The sequence below is a fragment of the Amycolatopsis rhizosphaerae genome (assembly GCF_007713715.1).
Taxonomy (GTDB): domain Bacteria; phylum Actinomycetota; class Actinomycetes; order Mycobacteriales; family Pseudonocardiaceae; genus Amycolatopsis_E; species Amycolatopsis_E rhizosphaerae.
The window spans coordinates 1-17,206 of record NZ_VJWX01000026.1 but is presented as its reverse complement, the minus strand read 5'-3'; the positions used below and the strand labels follow the sequence as shown (position 1 = coordinate 17,206).

The window sequence follows — 17,206 nt, the reverse complement described above, 5'->3', positions numbered from 1 at the left end:
TCCTTTAGAAGGTGCGCACTCGTGGCATTATGCGTTCATCGCCCCTCTAGACCGCGAATGGCTTACTCGCCACCGACCGACCTTATCTCTATTGAAATCTTGCACATCTAGGCTCGACGCCGGAGTCGGCGAATAATCCAGCCAAGCGTGCAAATGGCAATTGTGACTGCGCTTGCAATCCCGGTCTTACCACTAACGCCAACGAGGATTGCCAGCGAAACGATGGCACCTAATAGTACCAGCAAAACGCTCGCGGCTGTGGTAACCAGAAGTCGCTGGGCACGTCGAGTTCTAGCGTCACTGTTGAGTACTTCAGCGAGAACCTGAAGTTCTGGACGCCTGCCGGTGTCTCGTTGGACGTTCATCGCTCGCCCTCCGCTCCAGATGCGGAGCGACTATCAACTCGCGAGCTGACAGCATACATCGTTCGGAGCGCGAGCCGGGGGCGATCCAAGGGTTCGGCGGACGGAAACCGTCGGCTTACGCCGGGATCGGGAGCGGTGTCGATAACAGTGACCCGAGTGTCGGTTGGACGAAGTGGTTCGTCGATTATAAATCGGCTGTCGACAATCCCGGCAAGGGGGTGTTGCAAGGCGCGGGCTACGGCGCAGACGCCACGACCCCGATCGATCTCGATGTTGACAGTGGTGTCCGACGTGGGCCAGATATCCACATGGTCGGCGTCAGCCAGCAGGCCAAATCGCCGCAGCATTGCGCTGCCAAATCCGATCGGCCCCGGACACTTCGTGTATTCAGCGATTCGTTTCACCTCCCGACTCGACGATTGCGGAGAACGGTCGATTCGAGGGTCGTCTGGGATGTTTGACCTGTTCTCGTCAATAAATTTGAGAACTTCTCTCCATTTTGGTACCGGTACGCCACGCACGAGTGCCCGCGCGGAGTTGAGCATGCGGTCCTTGCCAAAGAGACGCAGTTCGACATCGCGGCCCTGACGAATGATCCGCAACCCGGGCACTCCACGGGCCAGATATCCATCTTCGGTAGTGGTGGGGATGAGGGCAGTCAGAAAACGATAGGCAGCATCGGGTTCCACATCGACCACCACAAGTTCGTCATGCGGAGTAACCCTGAGAATGACGGGGTCGGCAGAACGCTGACTGTTTGGTCCGAGCTTATGGAGGTCTGAGATCGGCCGCTCCGCGTGACGGACGGCGAGCAGCAGAGCCGTTTCCAGAAGCTGCTGCTCACCACCCCGCGCGTCCGGAAGCACAATATTTCGGAGTGATCGTCCGACGGCCAACGCCGCGGGTTCGAGGGTCGGTTCGGCAGGAAACCGAAGGAGCGCCGGATACCTGCTCAGTACTCGGAGAGATCGACCTCGATCGCGGAACTTTATATGTTGAAGCGCCGCTTGATACTTCTCACCGGTGCACCTAGCACGGACGAAGGCGGCTTGCGCAGTTGGGTGGTGGTTCATAGGACATCCTCCCGTGCGCTGCCCCGGCTCAGCGAAAGATGTCAGCCACGAACGAGCACGCCACGATCTTGCTGGCGCGTTACCATCCTGCAGTTTTCAGACGTAGAGGGCTGGTTCAACCCTTCAGCGGCCTCTGTCGCCCGAAACCGGGGGGGCGACGCCGGCAGTGCACCTACGCGGCACGGCGATCAGTATAGCAGTGCCGTGCAACCCGTGTGCAGGGCACTGCCTCACGAAACTAGTCGCTGCGCAGGAGAGTAGGTATGGCTCGCACTCCAGCGACACCACATCGGCAACAGAGAGCAAGGAACTTCTTATCGCCTCTACGACTTGCCTTTAATCTCCCGATCACGGCGGCGAAGCCGAGTTAGATGACCAGCGAACGGCGCATCAAGTTCGACTTGATCGTCGTCCACCCGCAGGAGAGCAGGGAGGAAGTCACTTCTGCCGGGTTCAAAGACCGCTCCGCGGATGCCAATCGCCGGACTCGTTAGAAGATCGCCGATTTTGTCCACAGAGTAGCCGTTCAGCCACGTCAAACGGACCGCTGACCTATTACGCCGAGGCGTTCGGACAGTCATTTTATGGTTGTTGTGCCGCCAGAAGATCAAGTTGCGCGCCATCAATGCGCTAAGCAAGAAGGTGCCCGGACGATCTGCCCAGTAGTCAGCCATGGCTTCCTCATGCTCAGTCAACCCCTCGTCACGATAGGTGCTGGCCGCGCAGAATTTACGTCGCACATTGCCGTGCAAATGGTGCTCGACCTCTCTATTGAGACCAAACCTACTTGACCATTTGTCAAGCCGTCTAGACTCGCAAAGTTCGAGAATGCCACCAGTGGAGAGATGTTTCATTACAATCCCCCGCTCGTCGCATTTCTCGACACGGAGACCAGGAATTCCAGAGAATTCAATGTCACCATCGGGATGCGTCCAACAAACTGGCAGCAACAGTGAGGCAATTTTCGCAGCTGCATTGGTGCAGATGATCAACCTGTCACGCTTCGGGGAAATCCAGCCAAAGTAGTGAGGCAGATCCCGAAAGCTACGGCCCGACATTGTGTCCCATGGGTGCTCATCCCTTGGGGCATTAAGACATTGAAACAGCAACGCTTGAAAACGCTGCTGGCCACGGATCGATGTATCGAGAACACGCCGCCAGCCGGCGCGCGCAGCGTGGTGAAGGTGTTTTGGACCCCCGATGAGTTCGACACATTTTTGAAAGTCAGCTTTGCCCCGAGTGTGCGGCATAGTTCATCCCTACTCTGCGGTCTTCAGCCCGGACTGCAACCGCGCAAGGAGGGCATAGGTCGCTATGCATCGCACGATCAACTGGCAAAGTACCGAGGATGGGCGTAGCACCCTTGAGGAGCATCCGCTGTTCGTCCGGGCGAACAGCACTCCAACGCGCTCCATCGGATTCGCGCAATGGCTCTACCACCCACGGGTAGCGCTCATCATACTGGGGCCGACCTCGTGAGATTCAGCGTTTCACCGCATTGCCTGGAGAACGGCAGCGGGCGTGCGTGGAGTGCAGTTCGACTGATCATGCGCGGAACTTTGATGGCAGCCGGGTCGTGGTGCGGGTCGTGGTGCGAACTCGCGGCAAGACCGGCACTCCCGACCCGCGGTGCGGCCACAGCGAGAGCAAAACCGCAGGTAGACAGCACTGAACCGGCCGTTCAGTTCCCTCCTAAAGCGGGTGTCGCAGGTTCGAATCCTGCCGGGGGCACAAAACCCCTGGTCGGAGTGGCGACCAGGGGCCTTGTACTTTCCGGACCATGCTTAACCCTCGTTTTCGGGTTCCTCGACCTCGGGGCGCGTCGCCAGCGCCGGGGCCGCCTTCTCCCCCACGACGCCGCGCTCCATGTAGTCCTCCTGCGTAGTGCTGATCCGCTCGTGACCGAGGTAGTCCGCGATCTCCCGCGCCGACAAGCCAGCGTCGTCCAGGACGCCAGCGACGTAGTGCCGAAAATCGTGCGGATGCAGCCCCTCGAAGGGAGTACCGGCGACGACTTGCCGAATCCGAGCCCGGGTGTTGTCCGGGTCCCGCAGCGTTCCAGTGGCCGAGGGGAACACCCAGGGCGACTCCGAATCCACGGAGCGCCGCTTCAAGGGCGAGTCTCGCTCCATACGCACACTTGCCTGGTCCCCCAAATCATCGAGCGAACCAAGGCCCACCATCCGTACGACGTGCCCAGTATCAGCACCCGTCGGATCGATGACGGTAACCCCGAATACCTCGCCTGGATTCGCGACCAGACGCAGGACTGCCGACCAGGTCGGTAACGATCGTCGGCGGCATGCCTCAAGCCTCGCCACCAAGCGGCCCACAGGGTGTGTTCAAAGTTTCTCCACCTCTTCAAGGCGGCCCCTGCGGGGCCGCTGATCCGGCCCTCTGTCTGTCGAACCGCCAGGCACGGGCGTGAGGCTGGCGCCGGTCCCGCGCGGCGGTTCGACACAGGCCGGGCGACCCCACAGCCGTCGCAGAAGAAGGGGTGACCTCGCCGAGCGGCAGACCAGTTCAAGGCGGCCGTGGTCCAGTCCCGTGCTCCCCCTACCCGCTCGTCGAGGCTCAAACACCCATCCGGCCCTGTCAAGGCTGAAATGTACCTGCGGGCCTTGACAGGGCCGGATAAGTGCTCAAGCGGCTTGGGATCGGGAAGGGGGAGGAGTGGTCGGGCTGTCCGGTACAAATCGGGTACAGATGGAAGCGAACACCGACCATCATCAACGGCAACTGGCCACCACAAACTGGCAGCTCGCAGCCTCTCACATGCGCATCCGACCAGGCCAGACGCAGTTCACCAACTACTGGGGCAGCGTGACACCTGGCTTAAGGCGAATCTCGAAGTAGTCCAGCAGAGTGTCCGCGATCAAGCCGGGCATCGCCTCTACCCGCCGCTCGATGCCAACCTGAGCTTCCATCTCCCAGGCAATCACTGCTTCGACTTGCGCAAAGATGGTCGTCGGCTGGTCGTCACCCACCACTATCTCCCACCCTCGGTACCGCATCCAGGCAACATTGGCACTGGCGAAGCATGCCAGACGACGATGACCGAGCAGCATTCCAGTTCGGCGACAACGAAGCATGAGTCGAGTGTTACTACTGGTTTGATCGAAGATCCGCGGCATGCCACCGCGGCTGCGCAGTGCACCGTCTGATGTGACAGCACCATGACTATCTCCCATGCTTTACCCCCGACAATCAATGACAAATGACCACCCACGACTCGCAAGGACGGTCATTTGCAATCGCCAATGGTGCAGCCATAAAGCGGGTGTCGCAGGTTCGAATCCTGCCGGGGCACGCAGGTCAGAGGCGGTTTGGACTGGTCAGAGTCGCCTTGCGTGGTGCGGATGGTGGTCTGAACCCGCATCATGACGGGCGCTGGGATGGCGCGAGGGGCGCCAGCGAGGCGAGATCAAGCAACTGCGCTACTCCGGGGCAAGCTGTACATGGGTGTAGACCCATTGAGCGGCCGTCTCCACTACCTCCACGAGACGGTCCCGCCCGTTCCGAAGGCCGAGGACGAGGCTGAGGGTCTTCACTCGCTTCGTCAACGAGGTCCGCGAACGCCGTCAACCCCCGCACCACTCTCGGCAACGCAGCCCACGCCGACCCGACGGCGCCTGCGGTTGTCACCGGTCATCGCCGCGCCGCCCGCTCGTCCGTGCCCGGCACCTTCGCGGTGCTCAGGGCGACCCGGTTCCAGGTGTTGATCGTGCAGATCAGAGCCAGCAACCGGGCCAGTTCGTGTTCGTCGAAGTGCGCGGCGGCGTGGGTGTACACCGCATCGGGGACACCGGCGTGGGACACCAGGGTGACGGCTTCGGTCAGGTCGAGCGCCGCACGCTCCTTGGCGGTGAAGAAACTCTTCGCCTCCCGCCAGACGGCGATCATGTGGAGCCGTTCCTCGCTCTCGCCGGCCTTGCGGGCGTCCGAGGTGTGCATGTGCAGGCAGTAGGCACAGCCGTTGAGTTGCGAGGCGCGAATCTGGACCAGCTCGACCAGTGCGGGGTCCAGGTCCTGGCGCGCCGCGGCGTCGAAGGCGATCAGTGCCCGGAACGCCGAGGGGGCGGTTTTGGCGAAATCGACCCGGTGGGCGTTGTTCTCGTTCGTCATGGTCATCACGCTAGGGCGGGGAAAGACCTTCGATAGAGTTCAATTCCATGGCGGATTCGTGGGTCAATTTGGCGGAGCGGATCGGCAGCGACCTGCATCTGGAGCTGACCGGCCCCGGCGGTCGCCGCTCCCTGCTCATCCGGACGCTGCGGGACGCCGTCCGGGACGGACGACTGGCCCCGGGCACCCGGCTGCCTCCGTACCGGTCCCTCGCCGCGGATCTCGGACTCGCCCGCAACACCGTCGCCGAGGCCTACGCCGAACTGGTCGCCGAGGGATGGCTGGTCGCCCGGCAGGGCTCGGGTACGCGGGTGGCGCCCCGCACCGAACCAGTCCGACTCCCCCGTGTGGCAAAGCGGACCGCGGGCGCGGCCCCGCCGACGCACAATCTCAGGCAGGGGCAGCCCGATGCCGCCTCTTTCCCCCGCACGGCCTGGCTGGCCGCGGCCCGCCGCGCGCTCGGTGCCGCACCCAACGACGCTTTCGGTCCGGGTGATCCACAGGGCCGCCATGAACTGCGCCGGGCACTCGCCGAATACCTGGGGCGCGCCCGCGGCGTGCGAACGACGCCGGAGCGGATCGTGGTGTGCTCCGGCGTCGCCCATGCGCTGCGGCTGCTCTTCGGCGGCCGAGTTCTGCGCGGCCCCTTGGCGGTGGAGTCGTACGGGCTGGCCTTCCACCGTTCCCTGCTGGAAGAGGCTTCCGTTCGTACGGTCCCGCTCTCACTCGACGAACGCGGTGCCCGCACCGGCGAGTTGGAGAATCTCAAGGGGGTACGGGCAGCGCTGCTCACGCCCGCGCACCAGTTCCCGACCGGCGGCCCCCTGCATCCGCAGCGGCGCGTCAGTGCGGTGGAGTGGGCCCGAACCCGCGGTGGCCTGATCCTGGAGGACGACTACGACGGCGAGTTCCGCTACGACCGTGAACCGGTCGGCGCGGTTCAGGGCCTGGACCCGGAGCGGGTTGTCTACATTGGATCGTTGAGCAAGAGCCTGTCACCGGCGCTGCGGCTCGGTTGGATGGTGCTGCCCGAGCACCTCCTCGCCCCCGTCCTGGCGGCCAAGGGTGAGCGGGAAGCCTGGGCGAGCGTGGTGGACCAGCTCACCCTCGCCGACTTCATCGACTCGGGCCACTACGACCGGCACATTCGCCGTATGCGCCAGCGCTACCGCGCCCGCCGGGACCGGCTGGTCGCCACCCTCGCCGCCAACGCCCCGCACATCGCGCCCACCGGCATCGCCGCCGGACTGCACGCCGTGCTGCGCCTGCCACCGGGCACGGAGCATTCCGCCGTGAAAGCCGCCGCCTGGCAGTCCATCGCCTTGGACGGGCTCGCCGGCTTCCGCCACCCCGCCGCCACCATGCCCGCCGACGACGGCCTTGTCGTCGGCTACGCCACCCCGCCGGACCACGGCTACGGCCCCGCGCTGGAAGCGCTGTGCCAGGTCCTTCCCCCGGCCGAGAGCTGACGTCAGCGCTGCCCCAGAACCGGGAACGCCTTCTCGAGCGCGTCGATCAACGCCGGTAGGCCGGTCTGATCGAGATCAGTGCTGTGAAACGATAACCTGTTATCACTGCTTGGTTGATCCTTCGCTTCACCGTCTATTTCGACCCTGCCCGACCTCTCCACCCACACGGTCAAGCTCAGCCATTCTTCCATCGAGTCGAGACGCGCCGAACTCCTCGTAAGCCTTCTCCAATCCGCACGGAAGCTCAGCAGCTCATTGACACCAAGGCTCACCGCGATCTTCCCGGTGAAGCCGCCAGCCACCACCTCGATCGGGCCAGTCACCGATCACCGGCGGGCCCCACGGTTTACACCCGAAGACGGGTGCGCGTTCATCGTCTTCTCCGGTACGTTGCTGAGTGGTCTGGACGAGCCGGAACATGGGGGCGAGAACGGGTGGACGTGACCGTATCCGTCGTGGGGGCGGCCGACGGTGGTGACGAGCTGCGAGCGTTGCGGTCGTGGCTGGTGGCCGAGGACGAATTCCGTGGCCGGGTCCGGTTGATCACACCGCCGCCGGAGCCCGGCAAGCTCGGCGCGGTGACCGAAACGCTGGCCATCGCGCTGGGGCCCGGTGGAGCGGCGACCGTGCTGGCCGGTGCGTTGATCACCTGGATTCGGCGTCAGCGAGGCAAAATCAAGCTCAAGGTGAGCCGGCCGGACGGAACCTCCGTCGAACTGTCGGCCGATATCGCGCTCGACGGCGAGCAGGCGCGCCAACTGGTCACGGACCTGCTTCACGACGCCGTCGACGCGCGAGGTCGTTCGCTCGACAAGCCCGGGAGCCGGGACTGACGATGCCGGAGGAACGGACCTCCCTCGCGCTCGACCTGCCGGGTTCACGCGCGCTGATCGTCGGAACCGGGCGCCATGCCGAGGGTTCTCGGTTGCCGGACGTGCCCGCCGTCGGGAGGACCGTGCCGCGACTGAAGCGCACGTTGGTGGACCGGTGCGGCATGCGGCACGTCACCAGCCGGGTCGATCCGGCTGGCCCCAAGGAATTCCTGCGCCTTCTCGTCGACGAGGCTACGGCGGCGGAGGACGTCTTTCTCTTCTACTACGTGGGGCACGGGCTGATCGGTCCCGGCAACGAGCTGTACCTGGCAACGCAGGCGACGGAGGACGAGGGCATCGGACTGGCGGTCGACGCCCTGGCGTACGCCACGGTGCGGGAGGCGCTCACCGAATGCCCGGCACGTTCCATCATGGTCGTGCTGGACTGCTGTTTCTCCGGCCGTGCCCATGGCTCGTTCGGAACCGCCGTGGCGGACGCCTTCGAGCTGAGCCATGTGCGGGGCAGTTTCCTGCTCAGTTCGGCCTCCGCGACGGAACAGGCGCTGGCACCGGAGGGTGAGACCTACACCGCCTTCAGCGGTGAACTGATGCGCTTTCTACGCGAAGGCGATTCGGCCGAACCGCGCGGCCTCACCGCCGATGGCGCCTTTCGCCACCTGGCCCGTTCCTTGCCCGCGCGGGGCCTGCCCGCGCCGCACCGCCGGGCGGGTGACCGAGCGGGAGAACTGGTGCTGGCCACGAATCCGGCCGCGGCATCGGTCACCGTGCGCCGGTCGACGATCGCGGGCGGCAGTGCGGAACCATCGGCCGAAACGTTCTGCCCCTACCGCGGCCTGGCCCCCTTCACCGCCGTCGACTCCGGTTTCTTCTTCGGCCGGGACGACCTGGTGGCCGAAGTGCTGACGAGCCTCGTCGAGCATCAGGACGCCGGTCCGGTCGCGATCGTGGGGCGCTCCGGATCGGGAAAGTCGTCGCTGCTGCAGGCTGGAGTGCTGCCGGCGATCCGGGCGGGCCGGTTGCGCATCCCGGGTTCTCGCACGTGGCCCCAGCTGATCGTCAAACCTGGCGGGCACCCCCTGCGTGTCCTGGCTAACCGGCTGGCGCGGGGCGGTGCCGTGCCGGAGGGCGAGATCCACGACCGGGTGCGGGACGCCCCATCGCAGTTGGCGGACATCGTGCGGGACACGCTTCGCAGGCACGCGGGCGACCGGGATGTACCGGGCGGGCGGTTGGTGCTCGTGGTGGATCAGTTCGAGGAGTTGTTCACCCTGTGCGCCGACGAGGGCGAGCGGCGCGCGTTCGTTCAGGCGATCACCTCCGCGGGGCGGGCAACCGACCGCACCATTCCGCCGCTGCTGGTCGTGCTGGGTATCAGGGCGGACTTCTACGGCCACTGCATGGACTACCCCGAACTGGCCGACGCGCTTCGGGATGCGCAGGTTCCGGTGCGGCCGTTGAAGCCCGGGCAACTCCGCGAGGTGATCGAAAAGCCGGCCGAGGCCGCCGGTCTCACCCTGGAGGACGGCCTCGTGGCGCGGTTGCTGCAGGACCTACGGCTCGGCCGGGAAGACACCGACCAAGCGGGTGAGACGCTGCCACTGCTGTCCTATGCATTGCTGGCGACCTGGCAGCAGCGCGAGGGCACCACGTTGACACTGGCCGGGTACGAGGCCACCGGCGGCATCTGGCAGGCCGTCACCCGGCAGGCCGACAAGACCTATGAAGCGCTCAACCCAGCGGAACAGGCGGCGACGCGGCCGATGCTGCTGCGGTTGGTACGGCTCGGCGAGGGCACCGAAGACACCCGTCGGCGCCTCGACCTCACCGAGGTGCTGACCGATCCTCCCGGTGTCCAGCCCGGCGCTGTTCGTGCCGCGCTGGACGCTTTCGTGGCGGCTCGGCTGGTCACGGTGGCCGACGGCACCGCGGAGATCGCCCATGAGGCGTTGCTGCGCGCCTGGCCGTTGCTGCGCCAATGGATCAAGGACGACCGCGCCGAGTTGCTGCGGCGTCAGCAACTCGCCGACGCCGCGACCGCCTGGGACCGCGGCGGCCGGGAACAGGCCCGGCTGTACGCGGGCAGCCGGCTGGACCACGCCGTCGGCCGGTATGGCGATCCCGTCCAGCGCGCAACGCTGAGCCCGCTGGAACGCGAGTTCCTCGACGCCAGTATCGATACGGCCCGCAGGCAGGCGCGAAGCCGGCGCCGTCGGCGGGCGGGAGCGCTGCTCGCGGCGCTGCTGATCATCACCGGCGGCACCATCGCCGTGCAGAGCGGGATCTACGCGCAACGGGAGCATCAGGCCGCGCTGGACAGCCAAGCGGAGCAATCCTCGAAACAGTTGGCCGCCGAGGCGGACGCCCTGCGCGCCAACGATCCGGCGGCCGCACTCCGGCTCAGCCTCACCGCCTACCGGTCCGCACCCACGGCTGAGGCACGCAGCAGCCTCTACGCCTCCTACATCACGCCGTACCCGACGTTGCTGGACCAGCACAAGGGTGCGGCATTGGGCGTCGCCTACGCTCCAAACGGCGCTGTTGTGGCCAGCGCCGGGCAGGACGACACGGTCCGGCTCTGGACGGTGGCGGAGGCGTTCCACCCAGCGCCGGCAGCCATACTGCCCGTGGACAGCGGCGCGCTGATCGCGTTCAGCCCGGACAGCGGCCTGCTCGCCGCGCACACCGAGAGTCAACTGGTCCTCTGGGACGTACGCGACGCCGCCCATCCGAGCCAACTGGCCGCGGTACCACTGGACCGCGCCTCCTACGACCCGATCCGCCCCGCGATCGCCTTCGCCCCCGACGGGGCAACTCTGGCCACTGGCACCGGAGACGGCACCGTCCAACTCTGGGACGTCCGCGATCCCCACCGGCCGGGCATCGCGGCGACCGTCGCCGGGGATGCCCAGCCGGTCAACGATGTCGCGTTCGGCCCGGACGGGATCCTGGCCGTCGCCAGCAACACCATGTCGGCCGGTGAGAACGGCGGGCGGGTCCGGCTGTGGGACGCCCATGACCCGCACCACCCGGCACCGCGCGCGGAAGTCACCGTGAACTCGGCGATCGCCCTGGCCTTCAGCGGACACGTCCTGGCCTCCGCGGGTGCTCTGGGCGACGTGCACGAGTGGGATGTCACCGATCCGCAGCATCCCCGGGATTTCCCGGGCGAGTCCACCGGGTCTCGGGACGAGGACCTGCTCAGCGTCTCCTTCCGGCCGGACGGCCGGGGTTTCGTCACCGCGGGGGCGGCCGGGACGGTGCACTTCTGGACGACCGGCGGTACCGACGGCGAAGTCCAGGCGATGGACGACGTCGGTGGCCCGGCCGGTTTCCAGGCGGTGGCGTTCGGTCCGGATGGTCGTCACCTGCTCACCGGGGGACGCGACGGCAAAGTCGAGTTGTGGAGTATCCCGGCACCGATGCCGACCGGGTCGGTTCAGGACTGGCTCAACGGCGGGACGGCTTTCAGCGCCGACGGCAAGGTGCTCGTCACCGGCGATGCGAATAACCGGGGTCTTGGGGTCGGGCTGTGGGACGTGCGGAATCCCCCGTGGTCGGAGTCGCAGTCGCGATTGCCCGCTCCCTGGGTCAGCGGGGCCTTTCTCGGCGACGGACGCACCCTGCTGGTCAGGGACGAGGAGGGCGGACTGGGACTGTGGGACGTCTCGGATGCGCGCCATCCCCGCGCCGGCGCCACCCTGCCCGGGGGGAACGTCGCCGCCGACAGCAGCCTCCTGCTTGCCATCGCGAGCGCGGACCGCGACACGATCACCCTGTGGGACATCCGCGACATCCAGCACCCGGCCCAGGTTGTGACGATCCCGGCAGGACAGGCATCGGACGGCCGGTCCGTCAGGGATCCGGCGCAGATGTGGTTCCTCGACCCCGGCATCCTTGGCGTACACCACGGCGACGACCTGATCCTGTGGGACGTGCGTGACCCACTGAACCCGATCCGGCGCGGCACGATTTCCCGCGGCGGCTCCGTCTACACCTACATCCGCTCCCGTCACCTGCTCGCCGGCAAAGGCCCAGCCGGGGAGAACAACACCCAGCTATGGGACCTGTCCAATCTCGACAGACCGATCGGAATCACGGACGAGGCGCTCAACCAGGGCCACCCCAGCGAACTCAACGCCGTCCCGGAGACCCTCTTCCCCGTGTCCGGCACGATCTTCGCGGGTGTGGCCCAGGGCAGTAACCTGATCCAGCTCTGGAACACGGCCGATCCCGCCCGTCCGGTCGTCGTCGACAGTCTTGGGGTCGGCGACGCGCCTCGGCAGATGTCGGGCAGCCCGGACGGGCAGTTCCTGATCGGCCAGGCCAGCATTCTGCTCGACAGGCAACGCCTGTGGCGCGTCAGTGGCACCGACCAGCCCAGAATCGACGACTTCGCCGCTCTGCCCGCGGGCAGCGAAGTGGTCTTCCGGCCCGACGGCCGGGCCCTGGCCACCGAAATCCCGTCCTCCTCGGGCGGCCGGAGCATCCTGTCCCCCGGAAACGACCTGTTCATCGTCTGGCCGCTCGGCCCGGATCCGCTGTATCAGCAACTGTGTACCGTGATCGGGGGCGCGGCGACCAGCGATGGCTGGCAGAAGTACCTGCCGCACCAGTTCTACCGCCCAGCCTGCACGTGACCAACCGCTCGTCAACGGTGGCCGTGAAGGGTCCCTTCACGGTCATATCGACTGTGAAGGGGCCCTTCACGGCAACTGCCCGGGCACCGCGGCGCTGCCGGAGCAGCGCGCGGGTCACCCGATGGCGCGCCTCCGCAGCGTGGTCAGCCCGACCGTGGTGAGGGCGGCGGCCAGGGCGGTCATCACTGCGACGGGGACGGGGGTGAACGGCTCGCCGGAAAGGACCATGGGCAGGTTCGGGAAAGGTACGAAGTATTTCGCGACCCAGTAGTCCAGACCCAGGATCGGGCCGAGGATCTCGCCGAAGAGGTTGACGAACAGGAACGTCGCCCACGCGATCGTGGCGGCGGCCTTGGGCACGACTCCGTAGGCCAGGATGCCGACGCCCGCGGGCACCCACACGGCCGGCACCTGGAGAAGCGCACCGCCGAGGACGGCGAGCGGAGCTCCGGCGGTGAAACCCAGCGCCAGGCCGCCGACGGCCAGGATCACCACGGGGCCCGCCAGCGCGAACACCAGGTGGCTCGCCGCCCAGCGCAGCCGGTGCACCGGCGTGCTGAGCAGGAGTTCGCTGTGCCCGCTGGTTTCCTCCGCGCGCATCCGCAGCAACGCCAGCAACGGGTACAGCGTGACGACGTAGCCCAGGCTGAGCGTGATCAGCCACAGGTAGGCATCGGTCATGGTGGCGTCCGGGGACGCGGTGTAGCGGCGCAGGAACTCCTGCACGGACGCGCCGGTCCGGGACACTTCCGGGATCGAGCGGGCCAATGCGCCGAGAACCAGTCCGGCGACGGCGAAACCGGCGACCCAGCCTGCCAGCAATCCCCGATGCAGACGCCATGCCAGCGCCAGCGGGCCTCGCAGCCGGGTGGAACCCGCGGGTCCCGGGCGCTGCCCGACCAGGCCCCGGCCCACGTCGCGACGAGCGTTCAATTCGTACGCGGCGACGAACGTCAGCGCGGTGACCGCGACCGAGGGGACGAGCGCTGCCAGGTTGTCGGAGCCGTACGGCTTGACCAGGTGGCTCCAGCCCTGGAGGGACAGCCATTTCAGTCCGGTCAGACCGGACCCGTCGGCGATGAAACGCACCAGGTAGCTGAAGCCGAGCACGATCGCTGCGAGCCCGGTCGCCGTGCGCCCGCTCTCGGCCAGTTGGGCGGTCACCGCCGCGACACCGGTGAAGACCAACCCGACGGCGACGATCGCCGCGCCGAACGCCGTGGAGCCCGCGGCGTCGTACCCCAGCGACACCATGCCGAGGGTGGTGAGCAGACCGGTCGTGACCACCGCGGCGGTCGTGACCACCAGCGCCGCGGTGAGCTGGGCGTACCTGCTGACCACACCGGCCCCGACCAGCTCCGCGCGGCCGGAGTCCTCTTCCCTGCGGGTGTGGCGGACGACCGTCAGCACGACGATCAGGGCGAGGATCGTGTAGATCGCGTCGGCGTTCTTCCACACGGCCATGCCCGCGACGGTCGCCGAGGGCACCTCGCCCGCGAAGGCGGTCAACGCCTTGTTCGCCGTCATGTCGCGGGCGAACTCGGCCACCGACTGCGCTGTCGGGAAGTTCGCGGCGTAGCGCTTGGCCTGACCGACCGCCAGCGCCGTCAGCAGCAGTATCCACAGTGGAGCGATCAGGCGTTCGCGCCTGAGTACCAGCTTGACGAGGGTCCCGGTGCCGTTCATCGCGCGCTCGCTTCCGAGTAGTGACGCAGGAACAGGTCTTCCAGCGATGGCGGCTGGCTGGTGATGCGCACGATCCCGGCCTCGGCCAGGCAGCGCATGACCTTGGCGAGGTCGCGGTCGTCGACCCGGCAGGTGATCCGTCCGCCGTCGACCACCACGTCGTGCGCTCCCGGCAGCTCGGGCACGACGCCGGACACCTCGGCGGTGATCCGGGTCATCTTCAGGTGGCGCAGTTCCGACAGCGTGCCGGATTCCACCGTGCGGCCGGCGCGCACGATGGTGACGCGGTCGCACAGCGCCTCCACTTCGGACAGGATGTGGCTGGACAGCAGCACGGTGGTGCCCGCCGCCTTCGCTTCGGCGACGCACTGCTGGAACACCGCTTCCATCAGCGGGTCCAGCCCGGAAGTCGGCTCGTCGAGGACGAGCAGTTCCACGTCGGCGGCGAACGCCGCGACGAGGGCGACCTTCTGCCGGTTGCCCTTGGAGTACGTCCTGGCCTTCTTGCGAGGGTCCAGCTCGAACCGGTCGATCAGCTCCGCGCGGCGGGTGCCGTCGATGCCCCCGCGTAACTCGCCCAGCAGGTCGATCACCTCACCACCGGTCAGCGACGGCCACAGGGTCACGTCACCGGGCACGTAGGCCAGGCGCCGGTGCAGCTCCGTGCCGTCCCGCCACGGATCTCCGCCGAGCAGCACGGCGGAACCCCCGTCGGCCCGCATCAGCCCCAGCAACACCCGGATGGCCGTGGACTTCCCCGCGCCGTTCGGCCCGAGGAAGCCGTGCACCTCACCCACGCGCACATCCATGTCCAGGCCGTCCAGCGCCGCGGTGGCGCCGAAACTCTTGCGGAGTTCCCGGACGGTGATCGCGCTGTTCATCTCACTCCTTCGGACAACGTCTTCGCTGGTGGCGACGCTAGAGAGCGTCAACGCCCCGGCGGTATCGGACATCTGCCCAATCCTTTAGGTTCACGTCGTGAGCCAAGGGAGGGACGAGGAACGGAACCGCCTGCGTGCCCTGACCACAGGTGCGCGGCAGGGGCGCAGTGCGGCACTGGTGATCAGAGCGGAGTCCGGCGCGGGCAAGTCCGCCCTCCTGGAGCAGGTGGCCGAGGAAGCGGCAGAGGTGCGGGTGCTGCGGACCCGCGGCGTCGAGGCCGAGTCGGATCTGCCCTTCGCCGCCCTCCACCAACTGCTGCGTCCGCTCCTCGACGGGCTGGCCGGGTTGCCGCGGCCGCAGGAGGACGCCCTGCGAGTCGCGCTCGGCATGGCCGCGGGCGCGGCACCGGACCGGTTCCTCGTCGGCCTGGCGACACTCACCCTGCTGGCCGAGCACGGACCGCTGCTGTGCCTGGTCGACGACGCACACTGGATCGACCGTGCGTCTCTCGCGGCACTGGTGTTCGCCGCTCGCCGGCTCGACGCGGAAGGCGTCGTACTGCTGTTCGCGACCAGGAATGCCGACGGCGACGAGTTCGCCGCGGCCGGGATCGCCGAATTGTCGCTGCGCTCATTGGATGACTTCCAGCACGATCTCGTCCGAGCCGCCGGCCACCAGAGCACCACGTCCGCGATGGCCCGCGCCGCGGGGCTGACCGTCGCCGCGACCCTCCTGGCGGACGCCGGTCGCGGCGACGAGGCCAGCGCACTGATCAACCAGGCGGCGCGGCTCGGCGGAACCACGCCGGAACTCGTCGCGCTCCGCGCCCGCATCGAGTTCGAGGACGGCGCTCCGCAGGCGGCGTGGCGGCTGCTGTTCGACGGCGGACCGGAACTGCTGGTGGAGGCGGCGCGGGTGGCGTGGTCCACCGGAGACGTCGACGGTCTGCGCAGGGTGTCGGAACGGCTCACCGGCAGCACGGCCGAACTGGTCCGCGGCGCCGTGGACCTGCTCTGCGGCGATCCCGGCCGCGGTCTCGCCACCATCCGGCGACACGTCGGCGACCACACCCGCGACGACACCCAGGACAACACCGGGGCCCTGCCGGTCAACAACACTTCGCTGGCGCTGATGTCCGGTGACCTCGCCACCGCGGAAGACTCCTTGCTGATGCTCGACGCCACACTGCGATCACGTGGCTCGATCGGCTGGTTGCCCGGCGTACTGACACTGCTCGCCGAGACGCAGGCCCTGGGGGGACGAATCGGGGAATGCGCCGCGACGGCAACCGAGGCGGTACGCATCGCCGAGGACACCGGCCAACGCAGGCACGCCCACCACGCACGGGGCGTGCTCGCCTACCACGCGGCCCTGCGCGGCGGTGATGTCCAGGAGGTCCAAGAGGTCCACGACGACAGCGACTGGGGGCGGCGGGCGCAGGCTTCGTCCCATCTCGCCCACGGACGATTCGACGCAGCATTGTCCATTTTGGACCGCGTTACGGTCCGCCCGCACGGTCTGTATTTCCTCCCCGACCAGGTCGAAGCGGCCGTGCGGGCGGGGCAGGAGGACCGCGCTCTCCTCGGCCGTCTCGGCAGCTGGGCGCGGGCGTCCGGACAGCCATGGGTGCTCGCCGCACACCACCGCTGCCTCGCGCTGGTCGCGGGGGATCCCGAGGAACACTTCGACCAGGCGGTGCGCTGCGCGGAAGTACCGTTCCAGCAGAGCAGAAGCCGGCTGCTGTACGGGGAATGGCTACGCCGGGCACGTCGCAAGACGGAGGCGCGCCGGCAGCTCCGCGCCGCGTTCGAGCACTTCAACCAAGCGGGAATGCGAGTGTGGGCGGAACGCGCTCGCGCCGAACTCCGCGCCGCCGGGGAATCCACCGCACCGGAGGCGAACGATCCGCTCGCCATGCTGACGCCACAGGAGTTGCAGATCGTCCGGCTGGCGAGCACCGGGGCCACGAACAAGGAGATCGCGGCCCAGCTGTTCCTGAGCCCCAAAACCGTCGGCCACCACCTCTACCGGGCATTTCCCAAACTGGGCGTCGCGAACCGCACCGAACTCGCCAACCGGGACCTGTTCCCCCACTCACGGTGACCACCCACGACGGCAACCCGCACCCCCCTTTGC

General features: G+C 67.3%; 13 protein-coding genes. 5 read left to right on the top strand and 8 right to left on the bottom strand.

Annotated features, from left to right (window positions below):
- Window positions 1-361 precede the first annotated feature (361 nt).
- The 3 genes from FNH05_RS04905 to FNH05_RS04895 all read right to left on the bottom strand — a co-directional run bounded on the left by FNH05_RS04905 (window position 362) and on the right by FNH05_RS04895 (window position 3,537).
- On the bottom strand, window positions 362-1,231 hold the full coding sequence (locus FNH05_RS04905) for a hypothetical protein (protein WP_144586061.1): 870 nt from the start codon (window positions 1,229-1,231) through the stop codon (window positions 362-364).
- Window positions 1,232-1,761: 530 nt separating this feature from the next.
- Complete coding sequence (locus FNH05_RS04900; RefSeq protein ID WP_144586060.1) at window positions 1,762-2,688, bottom strand: hypothetical protein; 927 nt, start codon at window positions 2,686-2,688, stop codon at window positions 1,762-1,764.
- A 534-nt stretch (window positions 2,689-3,222) separates the two neighbouring features.
- Complete coding sequence (locus FNH05_RS04895) at window positions 3,223-3,537, bottom strand: tyrosine-type recombinase/integrase (protein ID WP_246127535.1); 315 nt, start codon at window positions 3,535-3,537, stop codon at window positions 3,223-3,225.
- Between FNH05_RS04895 and cutA the strand changes: the two genes are divergently transcribed.
- Window positions 3,421-3,726: a divalent cation tolerance protein CutA gene (cutA, locus tag FNH05_RS39995; protein WP_144586072.1), complete on the top strand. Its 306-nt coding sequence runs from the start codon at window positions 3,421-3,423 to the stop codon at window positions 3,724-3,726. The genes FNH05_RS04895 and cutA overlap by 117 nt on opposite strands.
- 522 nt (window positions 3,727-4,248) lie before the next feature.
- Here cutA and FNH05_RS37840 read toward each other — a convergent pair.
- Window positions 4,249-4,425 carry a hypothetical protein gene (locus tag FNH05_RS37840; protein WP_186382380.1) on the bottom strand — a complete coding sequence of 59 codons (177 nt, stop codon included), beginning with the start codon at window positions 4,423-4,425 and terminating at the stop codon, window positions 4,249-4,251.
- A 661-nt stretch (window positions 4,426-5,086) separates the two neighbouring features.
- A complete protein-coding gene (locus FNH05_RS04880) occupies window positions 5,087-5,563 on the bottom strand; it encodes a carboxymuconolactone decarboxylase family protein (protein ID WP_222426525.1) in 477 nt (158 codons plus the stop codon).
- 47 nt (window positions 5,564-5,610) lie between these two features.
- Between FNH05_RS04880 and pdxR the strand changes: the two genes are divergently transcribed.
- Window positions 5,611-7,032 carry a MocR-like pyridoxine biosynthesis transcription factor PdxR gene (gene pdxR, locus FNH05_RS04875; RefSeq protein ID WP_144586057.1) on the top strand — a complete coding sequence of 474 codons (1,422 nt, stop codon included), beginning with the start codon at window positions 5,611-5,613 and terminating at the stop codon, window positions 7,030-7,032.
- 2 nt (window positions 7,033-7,034) lie between these two features.
- Here pdxR and FNH05_RS04870 read toward each other — a convergent pair whose 3' ends face one another.
- Complete coding sequence (locus tag FNH05_RS04870; protein WP_144586056.1) at window positions 7,035-7,355, bottom strand: WapI family immunity protein; 321 nt, start codon at window positions 7,353-7,355, stop codon at window positions 7,035-7,037.
- A gap of 117 nt (window positions 7,356-7,472) precedes the next feature.
- On the opposite strand from FNH05_RS04870, the gene FNH05_RS04865 reads away from it, so the two are divergent.
- Complete coding sequence (locus FNH05_RS04865; RefSeq protein ID WP_186382379.1) at window positions 7,473-7,865, top strand: effector-associated constant component EACC1; 393 nt, start codon at window positions 7,473-7,475, stop codon at window positions 7,863-7,865.
- A gap of 2 nt (window positions 7,866-7,867) precedes the next feature.
- Window positions 7,868-12,502 (top strand): caspase, EACC1-associated type, encoded by a 4,635-nt coding sequence (locus tag FNH05_RS04860; RefSeq protein WP_144586054.1) that lies wholly within the window; start codon window positions 7,868-7,870, stop codon window positions 12,500-12,502.
- 114 nt (window positions 12,503-12,616) lie between these two features.
- On the opposite strand, the gene FNH05_RS04855 is transcribed toward FNH05_RS04860, so the two are convergent.
- Both FNH05_RS04855 and FNH05_RS04850 read right to left on the bottom strand, forming a co-directional pair.
- Entirely contained in the window at window positions 12,617-14,188 is a 1,572-nt protein-coding gene (locus tag FNH05_RS04855) for an ABC transporter permease (RefSeq protein ID WP_144586053.1), read from the bottom strand.
- A complete protein-coding gene (locus tag FNH05_RS04850; RefSeq protein WP_144586052.1) occupies window positions 14,185-15,069 on the bottom strand; it encodes an ABC transporter ATP-binding protein in 885 nt (294 codons plus the stop codon). Before FNH05_RS04850 ends, FNH05_RS04855 begins: the two co-directional genes overlap by 4 nt.
- A gap of 97 nt (window positions 15,070-15,166) precedes the next feature.
- Between FNH05_RS04850 and FNH05_RS04845 the strand changes: the two genes are divergently transcribed.
- Complete coding sequence (locus tag FNH05_RS04845; RefSeq protein ID WP_144586051.1) at window positions 15,167-17,173, top strand: LuxR family transcriptional regulator; 2,007 nt, start codon at window positions 15,167-15,169, stop codon at window positions 17,171-17,173.
- Window positions 17,174-17,206 lie beyond the last annotated feature (33 nt).

Excerpts from the sequence above, each read along its gene's own strand:
- FNH05_RS04900 (WP_144586060.1), bottom strand. The coding sequence starts at position 2,688 with ATGCCGCACACTCGGGGCAAAGCTGACTTTCAAAAATGTGTCGAACTC.
- cutA (WP_144586072.1), top strand. The coding sequence starts at position 3,421 with ATGCAGCCCCTCGAAGGGAGTACCGGCGACGACTTGCCGAATCCGAGC.
- FNH05_RS04880 (WP_222426525.1), bottom strand. The coding sequence starts at position 5,563 with ATGACGAACGAGAACAACGCCCACCGGGTCGATTTCGCCAAAACCGCC.
- pdxR (WP_144586057.1), top strand. The coding sequence starts at position 5,611 with ATGGCGGATTCGTGGGTCAATTTGGCGGAGCGGATCGGCAGCGACCTG.
- FNH05_RS04860 (WP_144586054.1), top strand. The coding sequence starts at position 7,868 with ATGCCGGAGGAACGGACCTCCCTCGCGCTCGACCTGCCGGGTTCACGC.
- FNH05_RS04855 (WP_144586053.1), bottom strand. The coding sequence starts at position 14,188 with ATGAACGGCACCGGGACCCTCGTCAAGCTGGTACTCAGGCGCGAACGC.
- FNH05_RS04850 (WP_144586052.1), bottom strand. The coding sequence starts at position 15,069 with ATGAACAGCGCGATCACCGTCCGGGAACTCCGCAAGAGTTTCGGCGCC.